Origin of the sequence: Chitinasiproducens palmae, assembly GCF_900095735.1 — a bacterium.
In the GTDB taxonomy this organism is placed as follows: Bacteria; Pseudomonadota; Gammaproteobacteria; order Burkholderiales; family Burkholderiaceae; genus Chitinasiproducens; species Chitinasiproducens palmae.
The window spans coordinates 1-18,772 of record NZ_FNLO01000019.1; the positions used below are offsets into that span (position 1 = coordinate 1).

Annotated in this window: 14 protein-coding genes; 6 read left to right on the forward strand and 8 right to left on the reverse strand. The window is 66.6% G+C overall.

Features of this window, described 5'->3' with window-relative positions:
• The coding region (gene glgX / locus BLU54_RS22500; RefSeq protein WP_091913387.1) for a glycogen debranching protein GlgX at positions 1-2,151 on the reverse strand (2,151 nt) is incomplete at its 3' end.
• A gap of 509 nt (positions 2,152-2,660) precedes the next feature.
• Entirely contained in the window at positions 2,661-3,611 is a 951-nt protein-coding gene (locus BLU54_RS22505) for a LysR family transcriptional regulator (RefSeq protein ID WP_091913348.1), read from the reverse strand.
• A 309-nt stretch (positions 3,612-3,920) separates the two neighbouring features.
• On the opposite strand from BLU54_RS22505, the gene BLU54_RS22510 reads away from it, so the two are divergent.
• From BLU54_RS22510 to BLU54_RS22525, 4 genes are read left to right on the forward strand one after another with little or no spacing between them, the layout of a single operon-like run.
• Complete coding sequence (locus BLU54_RS22510; RefSeq protein ID WP_170845270.1) at positions 3,921-5,444, forward strand: efflux transporter outer membrane subunit; 1,524 nt, start codon at positions 3,921-3,923, stop codon at positions 5,442-5,444.
• Positions 5,441-7,690, forward strand: coding sequence for an FUSC family protein (locus BLU54_RS22515; protein ID WP_091913352.1), 2,250 nt, complete (start codon positions 5,441-5,443; stop codon positions 7,688-7,690). Before BLU54_RS22510 ends, BLU54_RS22515 begins: the two co-directional genes overlap by 4 nt.
• On the forward strand, positions 7,687-7,926 hold the full coding sequence (locus BLU54_RS22520; protein ID WP_091913354.1) for a DUF1656 domain-containing protein: 240 nt from the start codon (positions 7,687-7,689) through the stop codon (positions 7,924-7,926). Before BLU54_RS22515 ends, BLU54_RS22520 begins: the two co-directional genes overlap by 4 nt.
• A gap of 12 nt (positions 7,927-7,938) precedes the next feature.
• Entirely contained in the window at positions 7,939-8,883 is a 945-nt protein-coding gene (locus BLU54_RS22525; protein ID WP_091913355.1) for an efflux RND transporter periplasmic adaptor subunit, read from the forward strand.
• A gap of 13 nt (positions 8,884-8,896) precedes the next feature.
• On the opposite strand, the gene BLU54_RS23905 is transcribed toward BLU54_RS22525, so the two are convergent.
• A complete protein-coding gene (locus BLU54_RS23905) occupies positions 8,897-9,037 on the reverse strand; it encodes a hypothetical protein (protein WP_170845271.1) in 141 nt (46 codons plus the stop codon).
• A 291-nt stretch (positions 9,038-9,328) separates the two neighbouring features.
• Between BLU54_RS23905 and BLU54_RS22530 the strand changes: the two genes are divergently transcribed.
• Complete coding sequence (locus BLU54_RS22530) at positions 9,329-9,751, forward strand: hypothetical protein (protein WP_139169799.1); 423 nt, start codon at positions 9,329-9,331, stop codon at positions 9,749-9,751.
• Positions 9,752-9,849: 98 nt separating this feature from the next.
• On the forward strand, positions 9,850-10,062 hold the full coding sequence (locus BLU54_RS22535) for a dodecin (RefSeq protein ID WP_091913389.1): 213 nt from the start codon (positions 9,850-9,852) through the stop codon (positions 10,060-10,062).
• Between the two features lie 273 nt (positions 10,063-10,335).
• Here BLU54_RS22535 and BLU54_RS22540 read toward each other — a convergent pair whose 3' ends face one another.
• From BLU54_RS22540 to BLU54_RS22560, 5 genes are all read right to left on the reverse strand, one after another.
• Positions 10,336-12,831 carry an AsmA family protein gene (locus BLU54_RS22540; RefSeq protein WP_091913360.1) on the reverse strand — a complete coding sequence of 832 codons (2,496 nt, stop codon included), beginning with the start codon at positions 12,829-12,831 and terminating at the stop codon, positions 10,336-10,338.
• Between the two features lie 367 nt (positions 12,832-13,198).
• The gene (locus BLU54_RS22545) at positions 13,199-15,127 is read right to left on the reverse strand and encodes a hybrid sensor histidine kinase/response regulator (RefSeq protein ID WP_268874557.1); all 1,929 of its coding nucleotides are present in this window, start codon (positions 15,125-15,127) and stop codon (positions 13,199-13,201) included.
• The gene (locus tag BLU54_RS22550) at positions 15,124-15,609 is read right to left on the reverse strand and encodes a response regulator (RefSeq protein WP_091913362.1); all 486 of its coding nucleotides are present in this window, start codon (positions 15,607-15,609) and stop codon (positions 15,124-15,126) included. Before BLU54_RS22550 ends, BLU54_RS22545 begins: the two co-directional genes overlap by 4 nt.
• Positions 15,610-15,626: 17 nt before the next feature.
• Entirely contained in the window at positions 15,627-18,035 is a 2,409-nt protein-coding gene (locus tag BLU54_RS22555) for an ATP-binding protein (protein WP_091913365.1), read from the reverse strand.
• A complete protein-coding gene (locus BLU54_RS22560) occupies positions 18,032-18,637 on the reverse strand; it encodes a biliverdin-producing heme oxygenase (RefSeq protein ID WP_091913366.1) in 606 nt (201 codons plus the stop codon). The genes BLU54_RS22555 and BLU54_RS22560 overlap by 4 nt, the downstream gene beginning before the upstream one ends.
• Positions 18,638-18,772 lie beyond the last annotated feature (135 nt).

The window sequence follows — 18,772 nt, forward strand, 5'->3', positions numbered from 1 at the left end:
GAGACGCTCGAAGATGCGCTGCGTCGCGCCGCGCGCGTGCAGCGCGAACAACAGCACTGAACGCCCGGTTACCTGATACACGTCGCCCGAACCGAACTCCGGCAGTTCCTCGCGCACCGGCATATTGGTATCCACCATGCAGGTCCACGATTCGCTTCCCGGCACCGTCGGCAATTCGAAGTTCACGACGTCGTGGTGCGCGTTGAACACCAGCAGCAGCGTGGCGTCGCTGGCGGGACGGCGGATGCCGGTTGCCTGCGCGCGTCCGTCGATCAACATGCCGAAGCAGCGCATCGTCGGATCCTGCCATTGTTCAGGACTCAGTTCGGCGCCGTCGGGTGCCAGCCACTTGACGTCCTGGACCTGCAGCGCCTCGTTCCAAGCGCCGGTCAGGAACCGCGAGCGACGCAGCACTGGCAGCGTCCGACGCAGGGTCAGCAGGTTCCGCACGAAGTCCGTCAACGCCCGTCCGTCGTCGTCGATGCCCTCCCAGTCGACCCAGCTGATCTCGTTGTCCTGGCAATACGCATTGTTATTGCCCTGCTGGGTGCGGCCGAACTCGTCGCCCGCCAGAATCATCGGCGTTCCTTGCGAGAACAGCAACGTCGCGAGCAGATTGCGCTTCTGCCGTTCCCGCAGCGCGCGGATCGACTCGTCGTCGGTCGGCCCTTCGACGCCGCAGTTCCATGAGCGATTGTCGCTGTGGCCGTCGCGATTGTCCTCGCCGTTCGCGTCATTGTGCTTGTCGTTGTACGAGACCAGATCGTTCAGCGTGAAGCCGTCGTGCGCGGTCAGGAAGTTGACGCTCGACCACGGCCGACGGCCGCGCTTGTTGAACTTGTCGCCCGAACCGGTCAGGCGCGTGGCGAGCTCCGGTGCGGTGCCTTCCTCGCCCTTCCAATAGGCACGTGCCGTGTCGCGGTAGCGATCGTTCCACTCCGCCCAGCCCGGCGGGAAGCCACCGACCTGATAGCCGCCGGGGCCGCAGTCCCACGGTTCGGCAATCAGCTTGACGCTGTTCAGAATCGGGTCCTGCAGGCAGCTGTCGAGGAAGCCGCCGCCTTCGTCGAAGCCGTACGGTTCCCGGCCTAGAATCGTCGCCAGGTCGAAACGGAAGCCATCGACGTTCATCTCGGTGACCCAGTAACGCAGGCTGTCCGTCACCATCTGCAGGACACGCGGGTTCGACAGGTTGACCGTATTGCCGGTACCGGTGTCGTTGATGTAGTAACGCGGCTGGTCGGGCATCAGACGGTAGTACGACGCATTGTCCAGCCCCTTGAACGACAGCGTCGGACCCAGTTCGTTACCCTCGGCGGTGTGGTTGTAGACCACGTCGAGGATCACTTCGAGGTTCGCGTCGTGGAAGCGGTCGACCATCCCCTTGAACTCATCGATGCTGCCGCCGGCCAGGAAGCGCGGATCGGCCGCGAAGAAGCCGATCGTGTTGTAGCCCCAATAGTTCGTCAGCCCCTTGTCGAGCAGCAGGCTGTCGTTGACGAAGGAATGGATCGGCAGCAGCTCCACCGAAGTGACGCCCAGGCTCTGGATATAGGCAATCACCTCCGGATGCGACAGGCCGGCGAAGGTGCCGCGCTCCGCTTCCGGCACGGCCGGATGACGCTTGGTGTAGCCGCGCACATGAGTCTCATAGAACACCGTGCGGTCCCAGGGCACGCGCACCTTCGACGGGTGGTGCCAGGCGAACGCGGTATCGACGATGCGGCTCTTCGGAACGAACGGCGCACTGTCGCGTTCGTCGAAGCTGAGGTCGGCGTCGGCATGACCGAGCGTGTAGCCGAACACTTCGGGAGCCCATTGCAACTGGCCGACGTGGGCTTTCGCGTACGGATCGAGCAGCAGCTTGTTCGGGTTGAAACGGTGTCCGGCGTCCGGTTCGTAGGGACCGTGCACCCGATACCCGTAGACCGCGCCCGGCTTGAGATCGTGCACGTAAACGTGCCAGATCTCGTCGGTGTATTCGGGCATCTCGATGCGTTCGATCTCGGTCTTCCCGTCGGCATCGAACAGACACAGCTCCACCTTGGTGGCGTTGGCGGAGTACAGGGCGAAATTAACCCCCTTGCCGTCCCAGCTCGCGCCGCGCGCAAATGGGGACCCCTCGGAGATCCGGCTAGACGTTTTGCTCATCACGTTGTTCCTGATAGTTCATGGTGCGGTCCAGCCACGCGCAGGGCCCACAGCATCCCGGCGACGGTTCACCATACGACGAAGCGGCCGGCAGACGCAGCAGTCTTGCCGGCCGCTCGTTGCTCCGGCGGACCGTCGTTCGTTCAATGCCAGCGGTAAGTAGCAAGACTTGCGCCACGGCGCCAAGGCAAGTAAACCGCGCCTGGTGACCGTGCGACCGGCGCGCGCCGGCAGGACTCGCGGTCCGAAAGTCTCCACGCGCCCGCTTCGGCGAGGCGTTTGCGGCGTCGCGTCAACAGGGAGGCAGCTGCGCGGAGGCGTCCGTGGTTGTAGGAACCGCGTAACGCGCCGGGCCGAACACAACGCTTTTTCGCAAGATCTCGTCGAGACGGCGCCGACGCGCTACGGAAGCGGAGTATGGACGCGGACGGACGCAGACGAACACGATAAGCACGCGCTAAGGACGCGCTAAGGACGCGCTAAGGACGCGGTGCCGACGTGGCCGCCGCTCAGGCGGCCACGCTCGTAAGGTCGAGGGCTTCCGCGCTGTCGGCGGCCATCGCGGCGGGCAGCGTGCGTGACAGATATTGCTCCCAGGCGCGGATCTTGGCGTCGCCGTCGCGGCGGCTCGGGTAGACCAGTTGCACCGGCAGAGCGGGCAACTGGTAGCCCGGCAGCACCCGCACCAGCGTGCCGCCCCGCAGTCCCGCCAGCGCCGCGTAGACCGGCAGCAGGCCGACGCCCATGCCGGCCTCGATCGCAGCTCGCATTGCTTCGGCGACATTGACCGTGAAGGGGGCGGCAGGCACGCGGATCCGCACTGGCGCACCGCCCTCGGTCGGTTCGAAGACCCATTCGTCGAGTGGAAACACCGGACTCAGCAGCTGCAGGCAGGGATGGTCCAGCAGCGCCTCCGGTGTCTTGGGCGTACCTGCGCGCGCAAGATAAGCGGGCGCCGCGCACGCAACGCTCGCGACGGTGCCCAGGCCGCGGCCCACCAGCCCCGTGCCGACCGGCGTCTCGGCAAGCAGCAGCGCCACGTCGCAGCCCTCGTCCAGCAGGTCGGGAACGCGCTGTGAGAGCGTCAGATCGACGGCGACGTCCGGATGCAGACGACGGAACCCTGCGATTGCCGGGATCAGGTAGTGCTGCGCGAAGCTGGTCATCGCGTGAATGCGCAGCGTGCCGGACGCATGGATATCGGCGTCGAGCACCTCGGCCTGCGCGTCCTCGACGTCGGCAAGGATTTGTCGAACGCGCGGCAGGTAACGTTCGCCGGCGGCAGTCAACGCCACGCGTCGCGTGGTGCGGTGAAGCAACGGGCTGCGCACGTTGGCTTCGAGATCGCTGATCGCGCGCGAGACCGATGCGGTTGTCACGCGCATCGCAGCCGCGGCCGCGGTGAACGTGCCGTAATCGACGACGCTAACGAAGACGCGCATATTGTTCAGGGTATCCATATCGACACCGTTGTCGTAAAGGCTCGCACCGCGGCTACGTGCGGCATGCTAGCTGCATCGGGCCGCATCTTGCGCCGAACGACTTCCGTCGGCGAGGGCGAGCCATTATGCCGCTGCCCCGCGCATCGATTGTTGCAATTCACGTAAAGACGGTTCGCGTCTGACGGTATAGATCGGCGGATTGTTGCGGCCTTACAATGCGCGGCATCCACAATATGGAAAAGCACCGTTCGCGCCGCCGAGGCGTGGGGCGACGCTTCCCCTTCCCTACGCTCCTACCGCGCCAACGCGTCGTTTCCTCGCCCCATCGTGCCCACTCTGACCCTGCGTGCCGCCGCCTGCGCCGCCCTGCTTGCCTCGTTGCTCGCCGGCTGTGCCGATCCGTCAGGCATTGCGCCGCGCGAAACGCCGCGGCCACTGACGACGCTCGCGCCTGGCGCGGCGATCGAAGCGGCGGCACGCGACGCCGCCTGGCCGGCGACGCAATGGTGGCAGGCGCTGGGTGATCCTCAGCTCGACGCGTTGATGACGCGCGCGCTTGCCGACAGTCCAACACTGTCGGTCGCCAATGCGCGCGTGCGCGAGGCCGAGGCCCTGGCCGAGAATGCGACCGCGTCGCGGGGCCCGACCTTGAATGCCGACGTGGCGCTGAACCGCGAGCACTGGCCCGAAAGCACCTACTACGGTGGCGGCACTTTGGCCGGCACGAATACCTTCAACAACACGGCGCGGCTGACGCTGAGCTATCCGCTCGACTTCTTCGGGAGACAGCGCAACGCGGCGGAAAGCGCGCTCGACGCGGCGCGAGCCGCGGCGCTGGAAGCCCGCGCCACGCAGTTGAGCCTGAGCATCAACCTGGCCCAGACCTACGCCCGGCTGGCCTTGCAATACGCGCTGCGCGACGTCGCGAGCGACAGCCTAGCGGATCGGCGACAGGTGCTGGCGCTCGCCCAGCGGCGCTTCGCGGCCGGCATCGGCACGCAATTGGAAGTGAGCCAGGCCGAGGCGCCGTTGCCCCAGGCCGAACTGACAGTCGCGCGCGCGGACCAATCGATCGCCCTGCTGCGCAACCAGATCGCCGCGCTGCTGGGGGCGGGACCCGGCGCGGGCGACGCGATCGCGCGCCCTCGCCTGCTCGAACGCAGTGGGCCGGACCTGCCCAGCGCCTTGCCGGCGGAGCTGGCCGGCCACCGCCCGGACATCGTCGCGGCGCGCTGGCGGATCGAGGCGCAGTTGCACGATGTCAAGTCGGCACGTGCCGCGTTCTATCCGAACATCAATCTTGTCGCGACCGGGGGCGGCATGGCCGTGAGCGACAGCTTCTGGACCTTCACGCGGCTGTCGAGCTTCGGCTTCACTGCCGGCCCCGCGATCTCACTACCGATTTTCGACAGTGGCCGCCTGCGCGCGCAGCTGGGCACGGCCAGCGCGCGCGCCGACGTGGCGGTGGGACAGTACAACGACGCCGTGGTGCGTGCGTTGCGCGAGATTGCCGACCAGACCGTCACATGGCGGGCGCTGGACCGCCAGCGTGCGATCGCGGAACGGGCGCTGGCCACCGCGCAACGCAGCCACGACATCGCGCAGACGGCCTTCAGGAGGGGACTGACGGACTACCTGAACGTGCTGAACGCAGAGGAGCAGCTGTTCACGCAGCGCCAGGCCATCGCGGAACTGCGTGTGTCGCGGGTCAGCGCCTGGATCGGCCTGGCCGGCGCGCTTGGTGGCGGATTGGCAACGCCAGCGGACCTGCCGGAAGCGGCGCATGACGCCCGGGGCGACGGCACGCCGAGTGCGGCGGCAGTCACCGCTGCCGCCGCAAGCACGCGATGAGCACCCCGCGTACCGCTGCTGCATCGGCAGCCACGCCGGGCTCGGCGCCCGGAAAGGGACCGGCCCCGGCCTCGCCGCCGAACCGCTTCATCGAGGCGCTGCGCGACTGGGCCAGTAGCGAAGGGCTGACCTGGGTCTACATTTTCAAGACCGTGTTCGCCGCGCTGCTCGCGCTCTACCTCGCCATGCGGCTCGAATTGCCCAGCCCGCGCAGCGCCATGGTGACGGTGTTCGTCGTGATGCAGCCGCAAAGCGGCATGGTCTTCGCGAAGAGTTTCTACCGGCTGGCGGGAACCCTGGTCGGTTTGGTCGTGACGCTGGCGTTGGTTGCGTGCTTCGCGCAGGCGCGCGACGTGTTTCTGGTGGCCGTCGCGTTGTGGATCAGTTTCTGCACTGCCGGCGCGGCCCGCAATCGGAACTTCCGTTCCTATGGCTTCGTGCTGGCGGGCTACACGGCCGCGCTGGTCGGACTGCCGACGGTCGAGCACGCGGTCGGTGCCTTCGACGCGGGCGTCACCCGCGCGCTCGAAGTGTCGCTTGGCGCGCTGACCGCCGGCGCCGTGAGTGCGACGCTGTTCCCGGAGCGCGCGTCGACGCTCGCGCGCTTGCGCGTACGGCAGCGCTTCAAGGACTTCGTGGCTTTCATCCACGATGCCGCCGCGGCCCGCATCGACCGTCCTGCGATGGAAGCCCGCAACAAGGCGTTCATCGCCGACGTCGTCGGGCTGGAAGCGCTGCGCAGCTATGCCAGCTTCGAGGATCCGGAAACGCGCGCGCGCAGCGCCCGCGTGGCGCGCATGAACAGCGAGTTCATGGCGGCGTCGACCCGCTTCCACGCGCTGCATCAGTTGATCAACCGCCTGCGCGCGCAGGCCGGCGACCGTGTCACCGCAATCTTCACGCCGTTCCTGCACGAGTTGGGCGAGGCGCTCACGCGCGCCGGGCGCCCGGTGGAAAGCGCGGCCGAGGCGCGCGAGATTGCCCAGCAGCTCGACGCGTTCCGCACCGCGCTGCCGGCGCGCGTGCGTGCGGCGCGCGTCGATGTGGAAGACGACGGCGCCGACGCGCTGCTCGACTACGACACCGCATCCGAACTGCTGTATCGCTTCGCGGACGAACTGAGCGCCTACGCGCAGACCTACGCCTCGCTCGACCGTACCGTGCACGAGCGCGGCCGCACCGACATCCGTTACGCGCCGAAGACGCACATGCTCAGCGCCGGCATCGCCGGCGCGCGCGCGGCCGTGGTGATGCTCGCGCTGTCGGTGTTCTGGATCGTCAGCGGTTGGCCGGCCGGCAACTTTGCGGTGTTGAACGCTGCCGCGATCTGCGCGATCGTGTCGTCGGTGCCGCAACCCGCGAAGCTGGCCAGGCAGATGGTGTTGGGTGGACTGCTTTCGGTGGTCGGCGGCTACGTGGCGGCCTTCGTCGTGATGCCGGCGCTCGACGGCTTCATGCAGTTGGCCTTCGGCCTGCTGCCTTTCCTGCTGGCGGGCATGTGGCTCGCGACGCGGCCCCGCTGGGCCGGCATCGGCGTCGGTTTCTGCATCTTCTTCACTGCCACGGTGGCGCCGGACAACCGCGCGGTCTACGACGTCACCGAGTTTCTGAACAACGGCATCGCGCTGGAAATCGCCCTGCTCGCCGCCTGGGTCTCGTTCACCGTGCTGATTCCGCCGAGCAGCACCTGGCTGCTGCGGCGGATGGAAGCGTCGCTGCGCCGTCAGGTTCGCTTCGCGTGTTTCGGGCGCCGCCGCGGGCTGGCTTATCGATTCGAAAACGGCACGCGCGACTTCATGGCGCAGGTCGGCGCGCTGGCTGCCGAACGGCCCGACCGCCAACGCGCGATGCTTGGCTGGATGTTCTCGGTGCTCGAAGTCGGACATGCGATCATCGAACTGCGGCATGAATTCGAGACGCTGCCGCCCGCTGTCGCGGCACGGCCCGACTATCAGTTGCACTCGCCCTGGCGCACCGCCACGCGCGCGCAGCGCGTGGCGTTGGTCGCGCTGTTCGACGATCCGAGCCGGGAACGCTTCGCCGCGACGCTCGCCGCCAACCAGGCCGCGCTGACGCGCACGCAGGAAGTGATCGCCGCCGGGCTCGCCGACGGGTGGTTGGAACGCGCCGAGCGCCACCGCTTGCAGCGCATTGCCAGCTATCTGCACTTCATTCGCACGGCAATGCTCGATCCGCATTCGCCGTTGGCCGCCTTCCACGATGGGCTCGTGCCCGCCGCGCCATGAACACCGCACTTGCCCTTGCCGCGCCGAGCTGGCTGCCCGCGCGTGAATCCGTCCTGTTCGGCGTGTATGTGCCGACGCTGCTGCTCGCCTTCATCGCGGCGGCCGGGCTCAGCTGGGTGCTGGATCGCATCCTGACCCGCGTCGGCGCCTACCGCTATTTGTGGCACCCGTCCCTCTTCCGGCTGAGCCTGTTCGCCTGCGTGTTCGGCGTGCTCGGTCTCTCCATCTACAGCTGAACGAATCTCACGATGAATCTCAAGAAAGCGCTCGGCGTGCTGGTTACGTTGCTGGTATTCGGCGCGGCCATCCTGATCGGCAGGCTGCTGTGGCTGCACTACATGACCGCGCCGTGGACCCGCGACGGGCGGGTGCGCGCCAACATCGTCAAGGTGGCGCCCGACGTCTCTGGCCGCATCGTGTCGCTGCCGGTGCGCGACAACCAATTCGTCCACAAGGGCGACCTGCTGATGGAAATCGATCCGGCCCGCTACGGCATCGCGGTGGAGCAGGCGCAGGCGGAAGTTGCAATGCGTCGCGCCGAGCTCGACATGCGCCGCGCCGACGCGGCCCGGCGCGCCGACCTCGACAGCCTGGTCGTATCGCGCGAATCACGCGAGAATGCGCAGCGCACCGCGTCGGCGTCGGAAGCTGCCTACCAGGCGTCACTGGCCGCGCTGGACGCCGCCAAGCTCAATTTGGCCCGCACGCGGGTGCTTGCGCCGGTGGATGGCTATATCACCAATCTGCAGACACACCAGGGGGATTATGCTGCCGCGGGCAGCGCCGGCCTGTCCGTGGTCGACAGCAATTCATTCTGGGTCTACGGCTACTTCGAGGAAACCAAGCTGCCGCAGATTCGGCTGGGCGCCGCGGCGACGATGCAGATGATGAGCGGTCAGATTCTGCAAGGCCACGTCGAGAGCATCGCACGCGGCATCGCTGATCGGGATGCGGCCACCAGCCGCGACGGGATCTCCGACGTCAATCCGACCTTCAACTGGGTCCGGCTGGCGCAACGCGTGCCGGTCCGCATTCGCATCGACGATGTCCAGGCCGCTGCGCTGTTGACCGCGGGCACGACCTGCACGGTGATGATCCACGAGCCTGCCGCCGGGAACGCGCCGCCGAGCGCAGCTTCGGCACCGGCACCATCGCTCGCGCCGCCGAGTGGCAGCGCGGCCGGCCGTTCCTGACCCGCAACGCCGGTCAGAACGGCCGGCGGCGCGCCCGCAGGATCGGCTCACCGCTACTGTCGACTACCAGCGAGTCACGGCCAGTGTTCTTGCGTGCGTAGACGAACAGCGCGAAGCCGCTGAGGAAACCGAGTAGCGCTACTTTCTTCAACATCGTTTTCTCCGGTAATCGGTCGTCCAACGCGACCCCTGACGGTGCGTTGCACGAAACGCGCCAAGCGCCGGACGCGGTCCGGCTGCCACCACGACACGGCCCACTTGCCGCGGAACCGACCGTGCGCTGATCCGCCCCCTCCCGCCCGCACGCGCCGGCGTGCTGCATGGCGCCGGCCCGCGCGATGGTCGCGAGGGCAACGGTCGGCCTGCACATCCGTCATCTCATCGGCTATTCTTTGAGTTCGATCGTATTCAGACCGGCTGCACGGTAACGTGCGTCGGCCGTGCCATGGCTTTTTCGAGAAAACACCACGCGCAGCACTGCATCGTCGACGCCGCCGCACCGGCCCGTCGCAGCCGGACCAGCGGCTGGCCGGATTACCTGACATTGTTGAGCACCTGGCAACCGTTCGCGCGGCTGGAAACCAAGCTCGCGCGGGCGCGCAAACAAGATGAACCGGTCCTGTACCAGCACATCCTGCCGGGTCTCGACGTGCTGCTTTGCGGCGTGCGCGGCGCGCTGCCGCCCTATCCCCGTCTGGCGGAACTGCGCGCGCGTTGCCTGGAAGCGATCGCCGACGCACTGGAGCAGCCGTTGGATCGGCTTGCCCAGGGCGGCTATTGGTACGAACGCGACGGCTTCGCCTGCCTCGTCTTCGCGTCGTGCAGCCGCGAGGCCGTGTTGGCCGACTACGGAATGGCGACGCGCTAACGCTGCACGACCACCGCCCGCCCTGCTCGCACGGAACTTGCTGACGTTAAGCCGACAATTCGCGCAACGTTCAATGGCCAAATGCAAGGAGCATGTCGATGAGCAACCACGTTTACAAGAAGATCGAGATTGTCGGGTCGTCCGAAACCAGCATTGAAGATGCGATCAACAACGGCATCCAGCGTGCGTCGGAAACGCTGAACAATCTGGAGTGGTTCGAAGTGACCGAGACGCGCGGTCATCTGCAGGATGGGCGCGTCGCCCACTGGCAGGTAACGCTGAAGGTAGGCCTGCGTATCGACGAGAAGTGATGCCGTCCGCGCATCGGGAATGAAAAGAGCCGGCCCAGCCGGCTTTTTTGTTGCCGTGGGTTTGCTGACTCGAATCGATACGATTGCAAGTATCGATCCATTACGAACGGTTGCGCTGTCGCCTCGGCGGTCGGCCCTTCCCCTGGCTACAGCGCGCGGCCCGCCCGCCGGCGCGCAGCACCTTCCCCAAATCCCTACAAGAAAAAGCCGCATCGCTTGCGCGATGCGGCTTTTCAACGTCCTGCCGGCGCATCCAGCCGGCAGCGCAGCGAGTCAGGGACGCGCGGCGCCGAACGGCGACTCGGACGCCGGCGCGCTGCCACGCGTGGCATTGCCACGCGGCGTGGCGCCCTTGGCACCGTCCTGGCCCTTCAGGACCGCGTCGTTGCTCAGCGTACCGCCGGCATTCGGCGAGCGGGTCTTGCCCGGCGGCGGCGCGCTCGGTCCGGTCCGCATTTGCGACAGCAGTTGCCCGCACGGCGCGTCCTTGTTGTTGCTCGGCGCGATCAGCGGGATCAATGCGGCCAACGGGTTGATCAGCCCCAGCGCAATCGCGCCACCGCCACGCGCAATCAGCGGCAGCGCGTCGACACCGACCTTCGGATGCTTGAAGGTGCCGCGTACATGCAACGGCGACCGCAGCGAGAAGATTCGGAAACCCTTGGTGTGCGGGTGCACGCCGAGGTCCATTTCCTCGCTCTTCAGGTTCACCGTGCCGTCGATGTTGATGATCGAGTCCTCGGTGTCGAACAGGAACAGCTTCGAGTTCACCACCCCATTGGTCACCGCGAAATCCGACGCCATGCAGTTGATCACCACCGTGCGGTTGCCGTACAGCTTTTCGATCACCGCGTTCGCGACATTCAGGCCGGCGGCCTCCATCAGGAAGGTGCTGATGCGTCCGTCGTTCACGAGCATCTTGATTTCGCCGTTCGACGCGCCCAGCAACGCCGCCACCGAGTTGCCGGTCGCGCTCAACGCCGCCTTGCCGTTCAGTTCGCCCAGGCTGGTCTGCATCGGCTGGAACGTCGGGAAGAGTTGCTTGAGCTTCATGTGCTGCGCGGTCAGATCGAGCTTACCCTTCATCGGCGTGCCGCTGCCGTCGAGGCGGATGTTCGAGTTGATCGTGCCGCCTGCCACGCCGAAGCGCAGCGGCTCCAGCGACAACACCGCGTTGCGCATCACGATGTGCGTGTACAGGTTATTGATCGGCAGCGACTTGTCGCGGACGATATGCTGTCCCGTGAACTTGACGTCCGCATCCAGCGCGTTCCACCGATCGGTCTTGAACGGCTCGACCGGCAGCGCCTTGTCGCTCGGCTGCGACTTCGCATCGCCACGCTGCTTCTTCTCGTTGTTCGAGCCAGCGCCGATCAGCGGTCCCAGGTCGTCGAACACGAGGTTGTGCGACAGCAGTTCGCCCGTCAGCTTCGGACGCGGCTTCACGGCCTCGTAGACCAGCGTACCGTTCAGGTCGCTACCGCCGACCCGGCCGGTAAAGTTTTCATAGCGATAAACCCCGCCATTCGACTTGGCAGTCTCGCCGTTCTTGTTGTTGTCGCCGCGCGGCAGCGTTGCGCGCAGACGTCCCTCCGTTGCGAACGGCTTGGTGTCCGGCAAGGTCACGCCCGTCAGCGGGTAGAACTTCGCCATGCTCACGCCCGACAGCCACAGCCGCAGGTCGATCGACTGCAAGTCGGCAGGACTGGTTACGGTACCGACCAGCGCGACGCGGATGTCGCCGATCCGCACGTCCGCCTGAACCGGATACGGTGCCCGCTTGTCCTGCAGCGTCAGTACGCCACCGACGCGGCCATTGCCCTTGACCGGGGCGTTGTTGTAGCTACCCTTGACCGTAAAGGCCAGCTGGTAGGGCTGTGACGGCATATGGGCCTGGTCGACCGCAGCGTGCGCGTCGGTCTGACTCACGTTCGCGCCGCGCTCGGCGGTGCTGGCCGCCGACGTTGCGCCATTGCCCTGCGCCGCATTGTCGGACGAGCCCGAGCCCGCGTGCGCCACCGCGGCAGCCGAGGCCGGCGCGGAGGCGGCGGGCGCCGAACCCGCCTTGCTGACCGAAGCGGCCTCCGAACTCGCATTCGCAGCCGCCGCCTTGCTGAAATGTTGCGCGCCTGAACTGCCAACGAATTCGGCAGACTGCTTGCGGGAAGTTTCGCCCTGCTGCTTCAACGCCTCGCCGAACGGAATCGGCTGGCCGAGCGTATCCACGCCGACTTCCAGGTCGACCTTCTTCGTTTCGTCGCGCACCTTGACCACGCCCTTTGCAAAGGTCAGATCGCCGAAATCGACGGTCCAGGCGCTGGGCTTGCCGGTCTCGCGCTTGCGGAACGTCCAGGTGTTGGAACCGTCGGCGCGCCGTTCGAGGTCGCCTTGCGGGTTTTCCAAATGGATTTCAGGTATCGACACTTCCTTGGCCAGCAGCGGCGGAATCGCCACGTCGAAGTCCACGGCGCCGACCTGGGCGAGGTGCGGATCCTTGGCCCAATCCGGATTACCGATCGTCAAGTCCTTTGCGGAGACGTGCGGCCAAGGGAACCAGCCACGCCAACCGTGCGTGTTAGGCGGTCGGCGCCAATGCACGGAAAGGTCGCCGTTGATGGCGAACGGCCGTCCCAACTCCTCGCTGACCTTGTTGTTGATCCATGGCTTGGCGCGGTTCCAGTCGAACGTGGCGATGAAGATCACCAGAGCGACGATCAGGACCACGATCACCGCAAGGACGGATAAGAGGATCTTCAGACCTCTGGACATATGCAGGCTCCCTGGCTTCGCTTTTGCGGCCTTTTAAGCAAAAAGCTTGCCTTCGCATCCATCAATGCGATGTTCGGCGGGGCATGCAACGCCGAAACTGCGCCCACTTGGAGGCGCTCCGGCCGCCATCCGATGACACCGCCAGACGGGGCATGCGCGTTGGGGCCCCGGTGCGGACGCCGTCGGCGGCGGTGGCATGCCGGCGGCATGTTTCGCACCGGGCGCGCGAAGCGCATGCACCCGGCGCGAGCGAGCCAGGCGTGCCCGCGCGGTCGATTCCGCCAAGAAAGATGGAATAACGACACGCGCGCACGACGACAGCCAGGAACCCGGCCGTCCTGCGGTCGCGTGCGTTGCCCCGGCGTCGCTACGCGGTCAAGGCCGCGATCAATTGCCCGAGACGTTCGAAGCTGACCGGCTTGGTCAAGTGATCGCTGAAGCCCGCTTCCCGCGAGCGTCGCACGTCCTCTTCCATGCCGTAGCCGGTGATGGCGATCGAAGGCGCGGCACCTCGCCGCTCGCGCCAGCGCGTGACGATATCGAGCCCGGTGCCGTCTGGCAGGCCGATGTCGCTGATCAACAGATCGAACGGACCCGCGTCGATATGGCGGTGCGCATCGGCGACGCTGGCCGCGACACTCACCTCGTGTGCATCAATCTCAAGGAGCGAGGCCATTGCGAAGGCCGTGTCCTCGTTGTCTTCTACGAGCAGGATCTTCAAGGCGCGCGCTTTCTGTTGATTGGATGGGCCGGCGTCGAGCGCCGCTGGCGCCGTCTGTTCCGGCAGGATCGGCAATGACAACGTGAAGGTAGCACCCTGTCCAGGCCCTGGGCTGGCCACCGACAGCGTGCCGCCGTGTTTGAGGGCCAGCGTGTTGGCGATCGCCAGCCCCAGGCCAAGGCCGCCGAAGCTGCGCCGGATCGAATCGTCGGCCTGTTCGAACGCAGAGAAGATGCGCGGCAACGCGGCCTCCTCGATGCCGATGCCGGTGTCGCGCACCGTGACGGCCACTGTCTCGTCGCCCGGATTGCTGAGGGCGATACTGACGCTGCCGCCCGTCGGCGTGAATTTCACCGCGTTGCGCAGCAGATTCCATACGATCTGCTGCACCCGCGCGGCGTCGCCGGAAACCCGCGTCGCGTCGGCCCCGCGGGATACTGACAGGGCGAGACGCTTGCTGGCGATGTCGTCGGCGGACATGTCGACGACGTGATCGACCAGCGACGCTATATCGATCGGCTCGAAGTTCAGGCTCAGCTTGCCGCGCGAGATGCTGGTCAGGTCGAGCAGGTCGTCGATCAGGCGCGCCTCGAGTTCGACATTGCGTCGAATCACGTCGAGCTGTCCGGCTATCTCCGGCAGACCTTGCTGATGACGGACCTGGATCAGGCGCACCGCGGCCAGAATCGGCGTGAGCGGCGTACGCAGTTCGTGCGACAGCACCGCCAGGAAGTGGTCCTTGGCCTGGTTCGCCGTCTCGGCCTGCTCCTTCGCGACACGCAGCGCATCGGCCGCCATCCGCGCCTCGGTGGTGTCCCGGATAATCTTGGAGAAACCCAGCAAGGCGCCCCGCTCGTCACGAATCGCGGTGGTGACGATGGAGGCGAATACCGAGTGTCCATCCTTGCACCAGAGCCATCGATCGTCGCTGCAACTGCCCAGCGTGCGCGCCTGCTCCAGTTCGGCGTCGAACAAGCCGTCCTCGCGCTCGCTGGCGCTGAGGAAGATGTCCGGCCTGCGCCCGACGATCTCCTGGGCCTCGTAGCCAAGCAGACGCTTGGCAGCCGTATTCCACGTGCTGATCGCGCCGCTCGGATCCAGGCTCAAGACCGCGTAATCCTTCAGCGCATCGATCAACTGCCGGAAGTGAGTCTCGGTCCGGCGCAACGCGCGCTCCGCCTGCGTGCGCTGGCGACGCACGTCGCGCTCGCCCAACGCGCGCATCACCACCGCCGGCAAGCGTGTCAGACGCTGTTTCAGCACATAGTCGGTGGCGCCCTGCTTGAGCATGTCCACCGCGTTCTCTTCGCCGAGCATGCCCGACAGGAAGATGAACGGCAGGTCGGCGTCGAACGCGCGGACGATCGCGAGCGCTTCCGGTCCCGAAAAGGTCGGCAGGACGAAATCGGCCAGCACCACGTCGAACGCGGTAGCCTCGAGCGCGCGGCGCAGGCCGTCGGCGGTGTCGACGCGTTGCGCCGCGCAGTCGAAACCATCGACTTCCAGTCGCATCAGCGCAAGGTCGATGTCGAGCGCGTTGTCTTCGACAAGCAGAACTCGCAGCGGCTGTCTCACGTCGGCTGCGGCCCCCGGCCCGACTGTTCGATGTTGCGGGCGAGACGAACCGAGCCGGGCGGCGGCTCGTTGAGCACCGCCCAGAACATGCCCAGTTCGGTGATCGCGCCGACGAACTCGCGGAATTCGACCGGCTTGACGACGTACGCGTTCACGCCACGCTCGTAGCTGCGCACCAGATCCTGCTCCTCTCGCGAAGACGTCAGCATCACCACCGGCACGCTTTTCAGTTCCGGACGCGAGCGGATGAACAGCAGCACCTCGAGACCGTCGACCTTGGGCAGCTTCAGATCGAGCAGAATCACCGCCGGGTTGCCGGTCGTGCGGCCCTCCCATTGCCCCGCGCTGGTCAGGTAGTCGATCGCCTCGGCGCCGTCGCGGGCAATCACGACTTCGTTCGCAAGCTGGCTGCGCTCGAGCGCCAGCAGGGTCAGCTCGAGGTCGCTCGGGTTGTCTTCAACCAGCAGGATCGGTTTGATCATTGAAATGTCCGGTGTCGTCACTGTGCCGGGCCTGCGCCGATGCCGGCGACCGGTTCGGCTTCGTCCACACTCTGGAAACGCTTCGGCAGCGAAAAATGGAACGTCGCGCCCTCGTCCAGCTTGCCGTCGGCCCACGTCCGGCCGCCGTGACGCTCGACGATGCGCCGCACGTTCGCCAGTCCGATGCCGGTGCCCTCGAATTCCTCGAAGCGGTGCAGGCGCTGGAACACGCCGAACAGCTTGGGCGCGTACTTCATGTCGAAACCCACGCCGTTGTCGGAAATCGAGAAGACCCACTCGTCCGCCTGCTCCTGCGCCGCGATCGAGATCCGCGCGGTCTCGCGCGGCTGCGTGTACTTGACCGCATTCGAGACAAGGTTGCGCAGCGCCAACAGCAGGAACGCGGCATCTCCCACCACCGACGGCAGTTTTCCAACCGTCCATTCGATCTTGCGAGACTGGGTCTGGGCGCGCGATTCGTCGATGACCGTACGCACTAGCTCGTCCATTTCGAGACGCGCCGGCCGCAGCGCCGCGCGGCCCATCTGCGAGAAGGTCAGCAAGTCGTCGACCAGCGTGCCGGCCAGCCGCGCCGAGTCGACGATGTTCTTCAAGAAACGCTTGCCCCTGTCCGACAGGTATTCGCTTTCATACTCGGCGAGCAGGTCGCCATAGCCGACGATGTGGCGCAGTGGCGCGCGCAGGTCATGAGACACGGAGTACGAGAAGGCTTCGAGTTCCTTGTTCGCTCGGCCCAGTTCCGCAGCCAGCGAGGCCATTTCCTCGGCGCGCTTGAGCACGATGCCCAGCGCGGCATGGCGGAACTCGGCCGCCATGCCGATCTCGCTGCTGCGCCACCGCACCGATCGGCCGCGCACCGTCTGGCACCAGGTCTCGAAACTGCGCCGGGGCGACAGCCGCAGGCCGTCCTGCGCAGACGTCGCAACCTTGCCGCGCGGGTCGCCGGCCCATTCGATCACGCGCACCACCTCGGGACGGAACCAGATCACGAAGTTGCGATGCAGCTTTGAAATCTGCACGGCGAGCACGCCGCTTGCCACGTGCCGGAACTCCATCGCCTCGGGCATCAGATCGCTCAGGCACTCCGTGTAGAACACGTCCCGGTTCGAATGCGTCGCCATCCAGTCGACCAGCGCATGGATGAAACGCTGGTTCGGCGTCTCGCCCACCGCCGCGAGCCGGCCATCGATCACGATGGCCACGCCATTGCCGCTCATGAAACCGAGGAATTCGCGGGGCACCGACACCAGGCCCGCGACGAAATCGTCACAGTCCGCCATCGTCGAAATCAGGCTCACCAGCGTGCCGCGCAATGCCAGCCGGTGGTCCGTGTCGTCGCCCAACTCCTTCGATTCGATCTGCAGCGCGAGAATCTGCCCGACATGCTCGCAGGCCAGCCGCGTGTCGAGCGTGGCGATCATCGGTTCGCGGTGATGGCATGAAATCAAGCCCCAGAGCTTGCCGTCGACGACGATCGAGATCGACATCGACGCGCCGGTGCCCATGTTGCGCATGTATTCGAGGTGGACCGGCGAGACGCTGCGCAGCGCGGCGAAGCTCAGGTCCAGCGGTGCGTCGGCCGCGCCGGACGCCGACAGGATCGGCACCGGCTCGTAATTCGAATTCGCGATCAGGCGGATGCGACTCGCCAGATACAGTTCGCGAGCCTGCGCGGGCACGTCGGAGGCGGGAAAGCGCTGTCCGAGATAAGACGGATAGCCGGCCTCCCGATCCTCGGCCAGCACGTGACCGTGGCCATCCTCGTCGAAGCGATACACGAGCACACGGCCGAAGCCGCAGATCGCCCGCACTTCCGTGGCAGCAGCCTCGCACAGTTCGATGACCGTGCGCGCCCGCTCCAACCGCGTCACGAAGGCCCGTACCAGCGGATAGACGCTGGCGCCCGGCCCAGCCACCCTGAATGCCGGCTCCCCTTCCAGAATCAGTACGTCGGCGCGGCGATGCAGCGCGAAACTGAAATGGCTCGCACCGCCGTTCGCGGCGTGTTCGGCAATCGCGTCCGCGGACGCGCCCGCGATCACCGCCTCCCGGGTCTCCCCGCGTGCGAAGATGCCCAAGTGCAGCGGGTTGTCGTCGATCGTCCGCTCCAGCCCGGTCCGCACTGCCTGCACCAACGCCTCGCCGAACGTCTCGGCAAGCGTGCGGCCCAACGGCGCCGCCGCTGCCGGACCAAAGCCGTAGGTGGCGACGTTCGCGGAGGCACGTTCGATGACCAGCGACACCGGATCGAAAGTGACGAGGAAGCCGTGGGGTTGGATCGCGCCGGGAATCCGGATCGGCTCGCGTGCGCAAAGTTCCAGATCCGTCGCCTGCGCGTCTACCTGCGCGTCTACCTGCGCATTTGCCTGCGCATTTGCCTGCTTCCCGACGAGCACCTCGGTCATTGCGCCACCTCCGCCGTATGGTCGGCCCCGATGCCGCGCGCCGCGAACCAGGCGCTCATTTCCTCGAATGCTTGCCGCGCGCCGACCACGCAGGCATCCACGGACGCCGCCGTGTCATCGACGGTGTGCGCGGCCAACGCACGGAATGCCTTCCACTGGCTGCCGGTTGCCGCGCCATAGCCGTCGAAATACCGATTGCCGGCACCCGGCGCAAGATGAAAGCGTTCCGCGGCGGCAGGCGCGATGAAGCGTCCGCCCAGCGTCGATCCTTCCATCACGTACCAGGCGCCGATCAGGCCTGGCAAGCCGGTCGGGACGTCGAGCGCGGTGCACCGTATCACCGTGTCCGGCGCAACGCCCAGCGCCGCGGCGTCCTGTTCCAGCCATGATGCCTTGCGCCGTGCGTCGAACTCACCGGTCAACGAGGCCGGCAGCGCCGCCGCCATCCGCTCCTCCCACGGGGCGACGAAGCCCAGAAACGCGCAGACGATCTTTGTATAGGCGGCGAGGTCGCAATCCAGCTGGCCTAGGCCCAGCTGACGCTCCAGGCGGTCATGGCAATCCGCAGTGCGGGCTTTCAACGAGGCGAGCAGTTCGGGCATGGCGGCGAGAGGACAGGAATACGCGGCCTACGGCGCCGACGCAGAGAAGCTCCCCATTGTAACGGTCTTTGCCCAACACTATGCGGGCCGTGCGGCCGAGGCCTGTCAACGGCTTGCCCGCGCCGCGACCGCGCG

Excerpts from the sequence above, each read along its gene's own strand:
- BLU54_RS22525 (WP_091913355.1), top strand. The coding sequence starts at position 7,939 with ATGAATCTCAAGAAAGCGCTCGGCGTGCTGGTTACGTTGCTGGTATTC.
- BLU54_RS22540 (WP_091913360.1), bottom strand. The coding sequence starts at position 12,831 with ATGTCCAGAGGTCTGAAGATCCTCTTATCCGTCCTTGCGGTGATCGTG.
- BLU54_RS22550 (WP_091913362.1), bottom strand. The coding sequence starts at position 15,609 with ATGATCAAACCGATCCTGCTGGTTGAAGACAACCCGAGCGACCTCGAG.
- BLU54_RS22515 (WP_091913352.1), top strand. The coding sequence starts at position 5,441 with ATGAGCACCCCGCGTACCGCTGCTGCATCGGCAGCCACGCCGGGCTCG.
- BLU54_RS22560 (WP_091913366.1), bottom strand. The coding sequence starts at position 18,637 with ATGCCCGAACTGCTCGCCTCGTTGAAAGCCCGCACTGCGGATTGCCAT.
- BLU54_RS23905 (WP_170845271.1), bottom strand. The coding sequence starts at position 9,037 with ATGTTGAAGAAAGTAGCGCTACTCGGTTTCCTCAGCGGCTTCGCGCTG.
- BLU54_RS22555 (WP_091913365.1), bottom strand. The coding sequence starts at position 18,035 with ATGACCGAGGTGCTCGTCGGGAAGCAGGCAAATGCGCAGGCAAATGCG.
- BLU54_RS22530 (WP_139169799.1), top strand. The coding sequence starts at position 9,329 with ATGGCTTTTTCGAGAAAACACCACGCGCAGCACTGCATCGTCGACGCC.
- BLU54_RS22505 (WP_091913348.1), bottom strand. The coding sequence starts at position 3,611 with ATGGATACCCTGAACAATATGCGCGTCTTCGTTAGCGTCGTCGATTAC.
- BLU54_RS22520 (WP_091913354.1), top strand. The coding sequence starts at position 7,687 with ATGAACACCGCACTTGCCCTTGCCGCGCCGAGCTGGCTGCCCGCGCGT.
- BLU54_RS22535 (WP_091913389.1), top strand. The coding sequence starts at position 9,850 with ATGAGCAACCACGTTTACAAGAAGATCGAGATTGTCGGGTCGTCCGAA.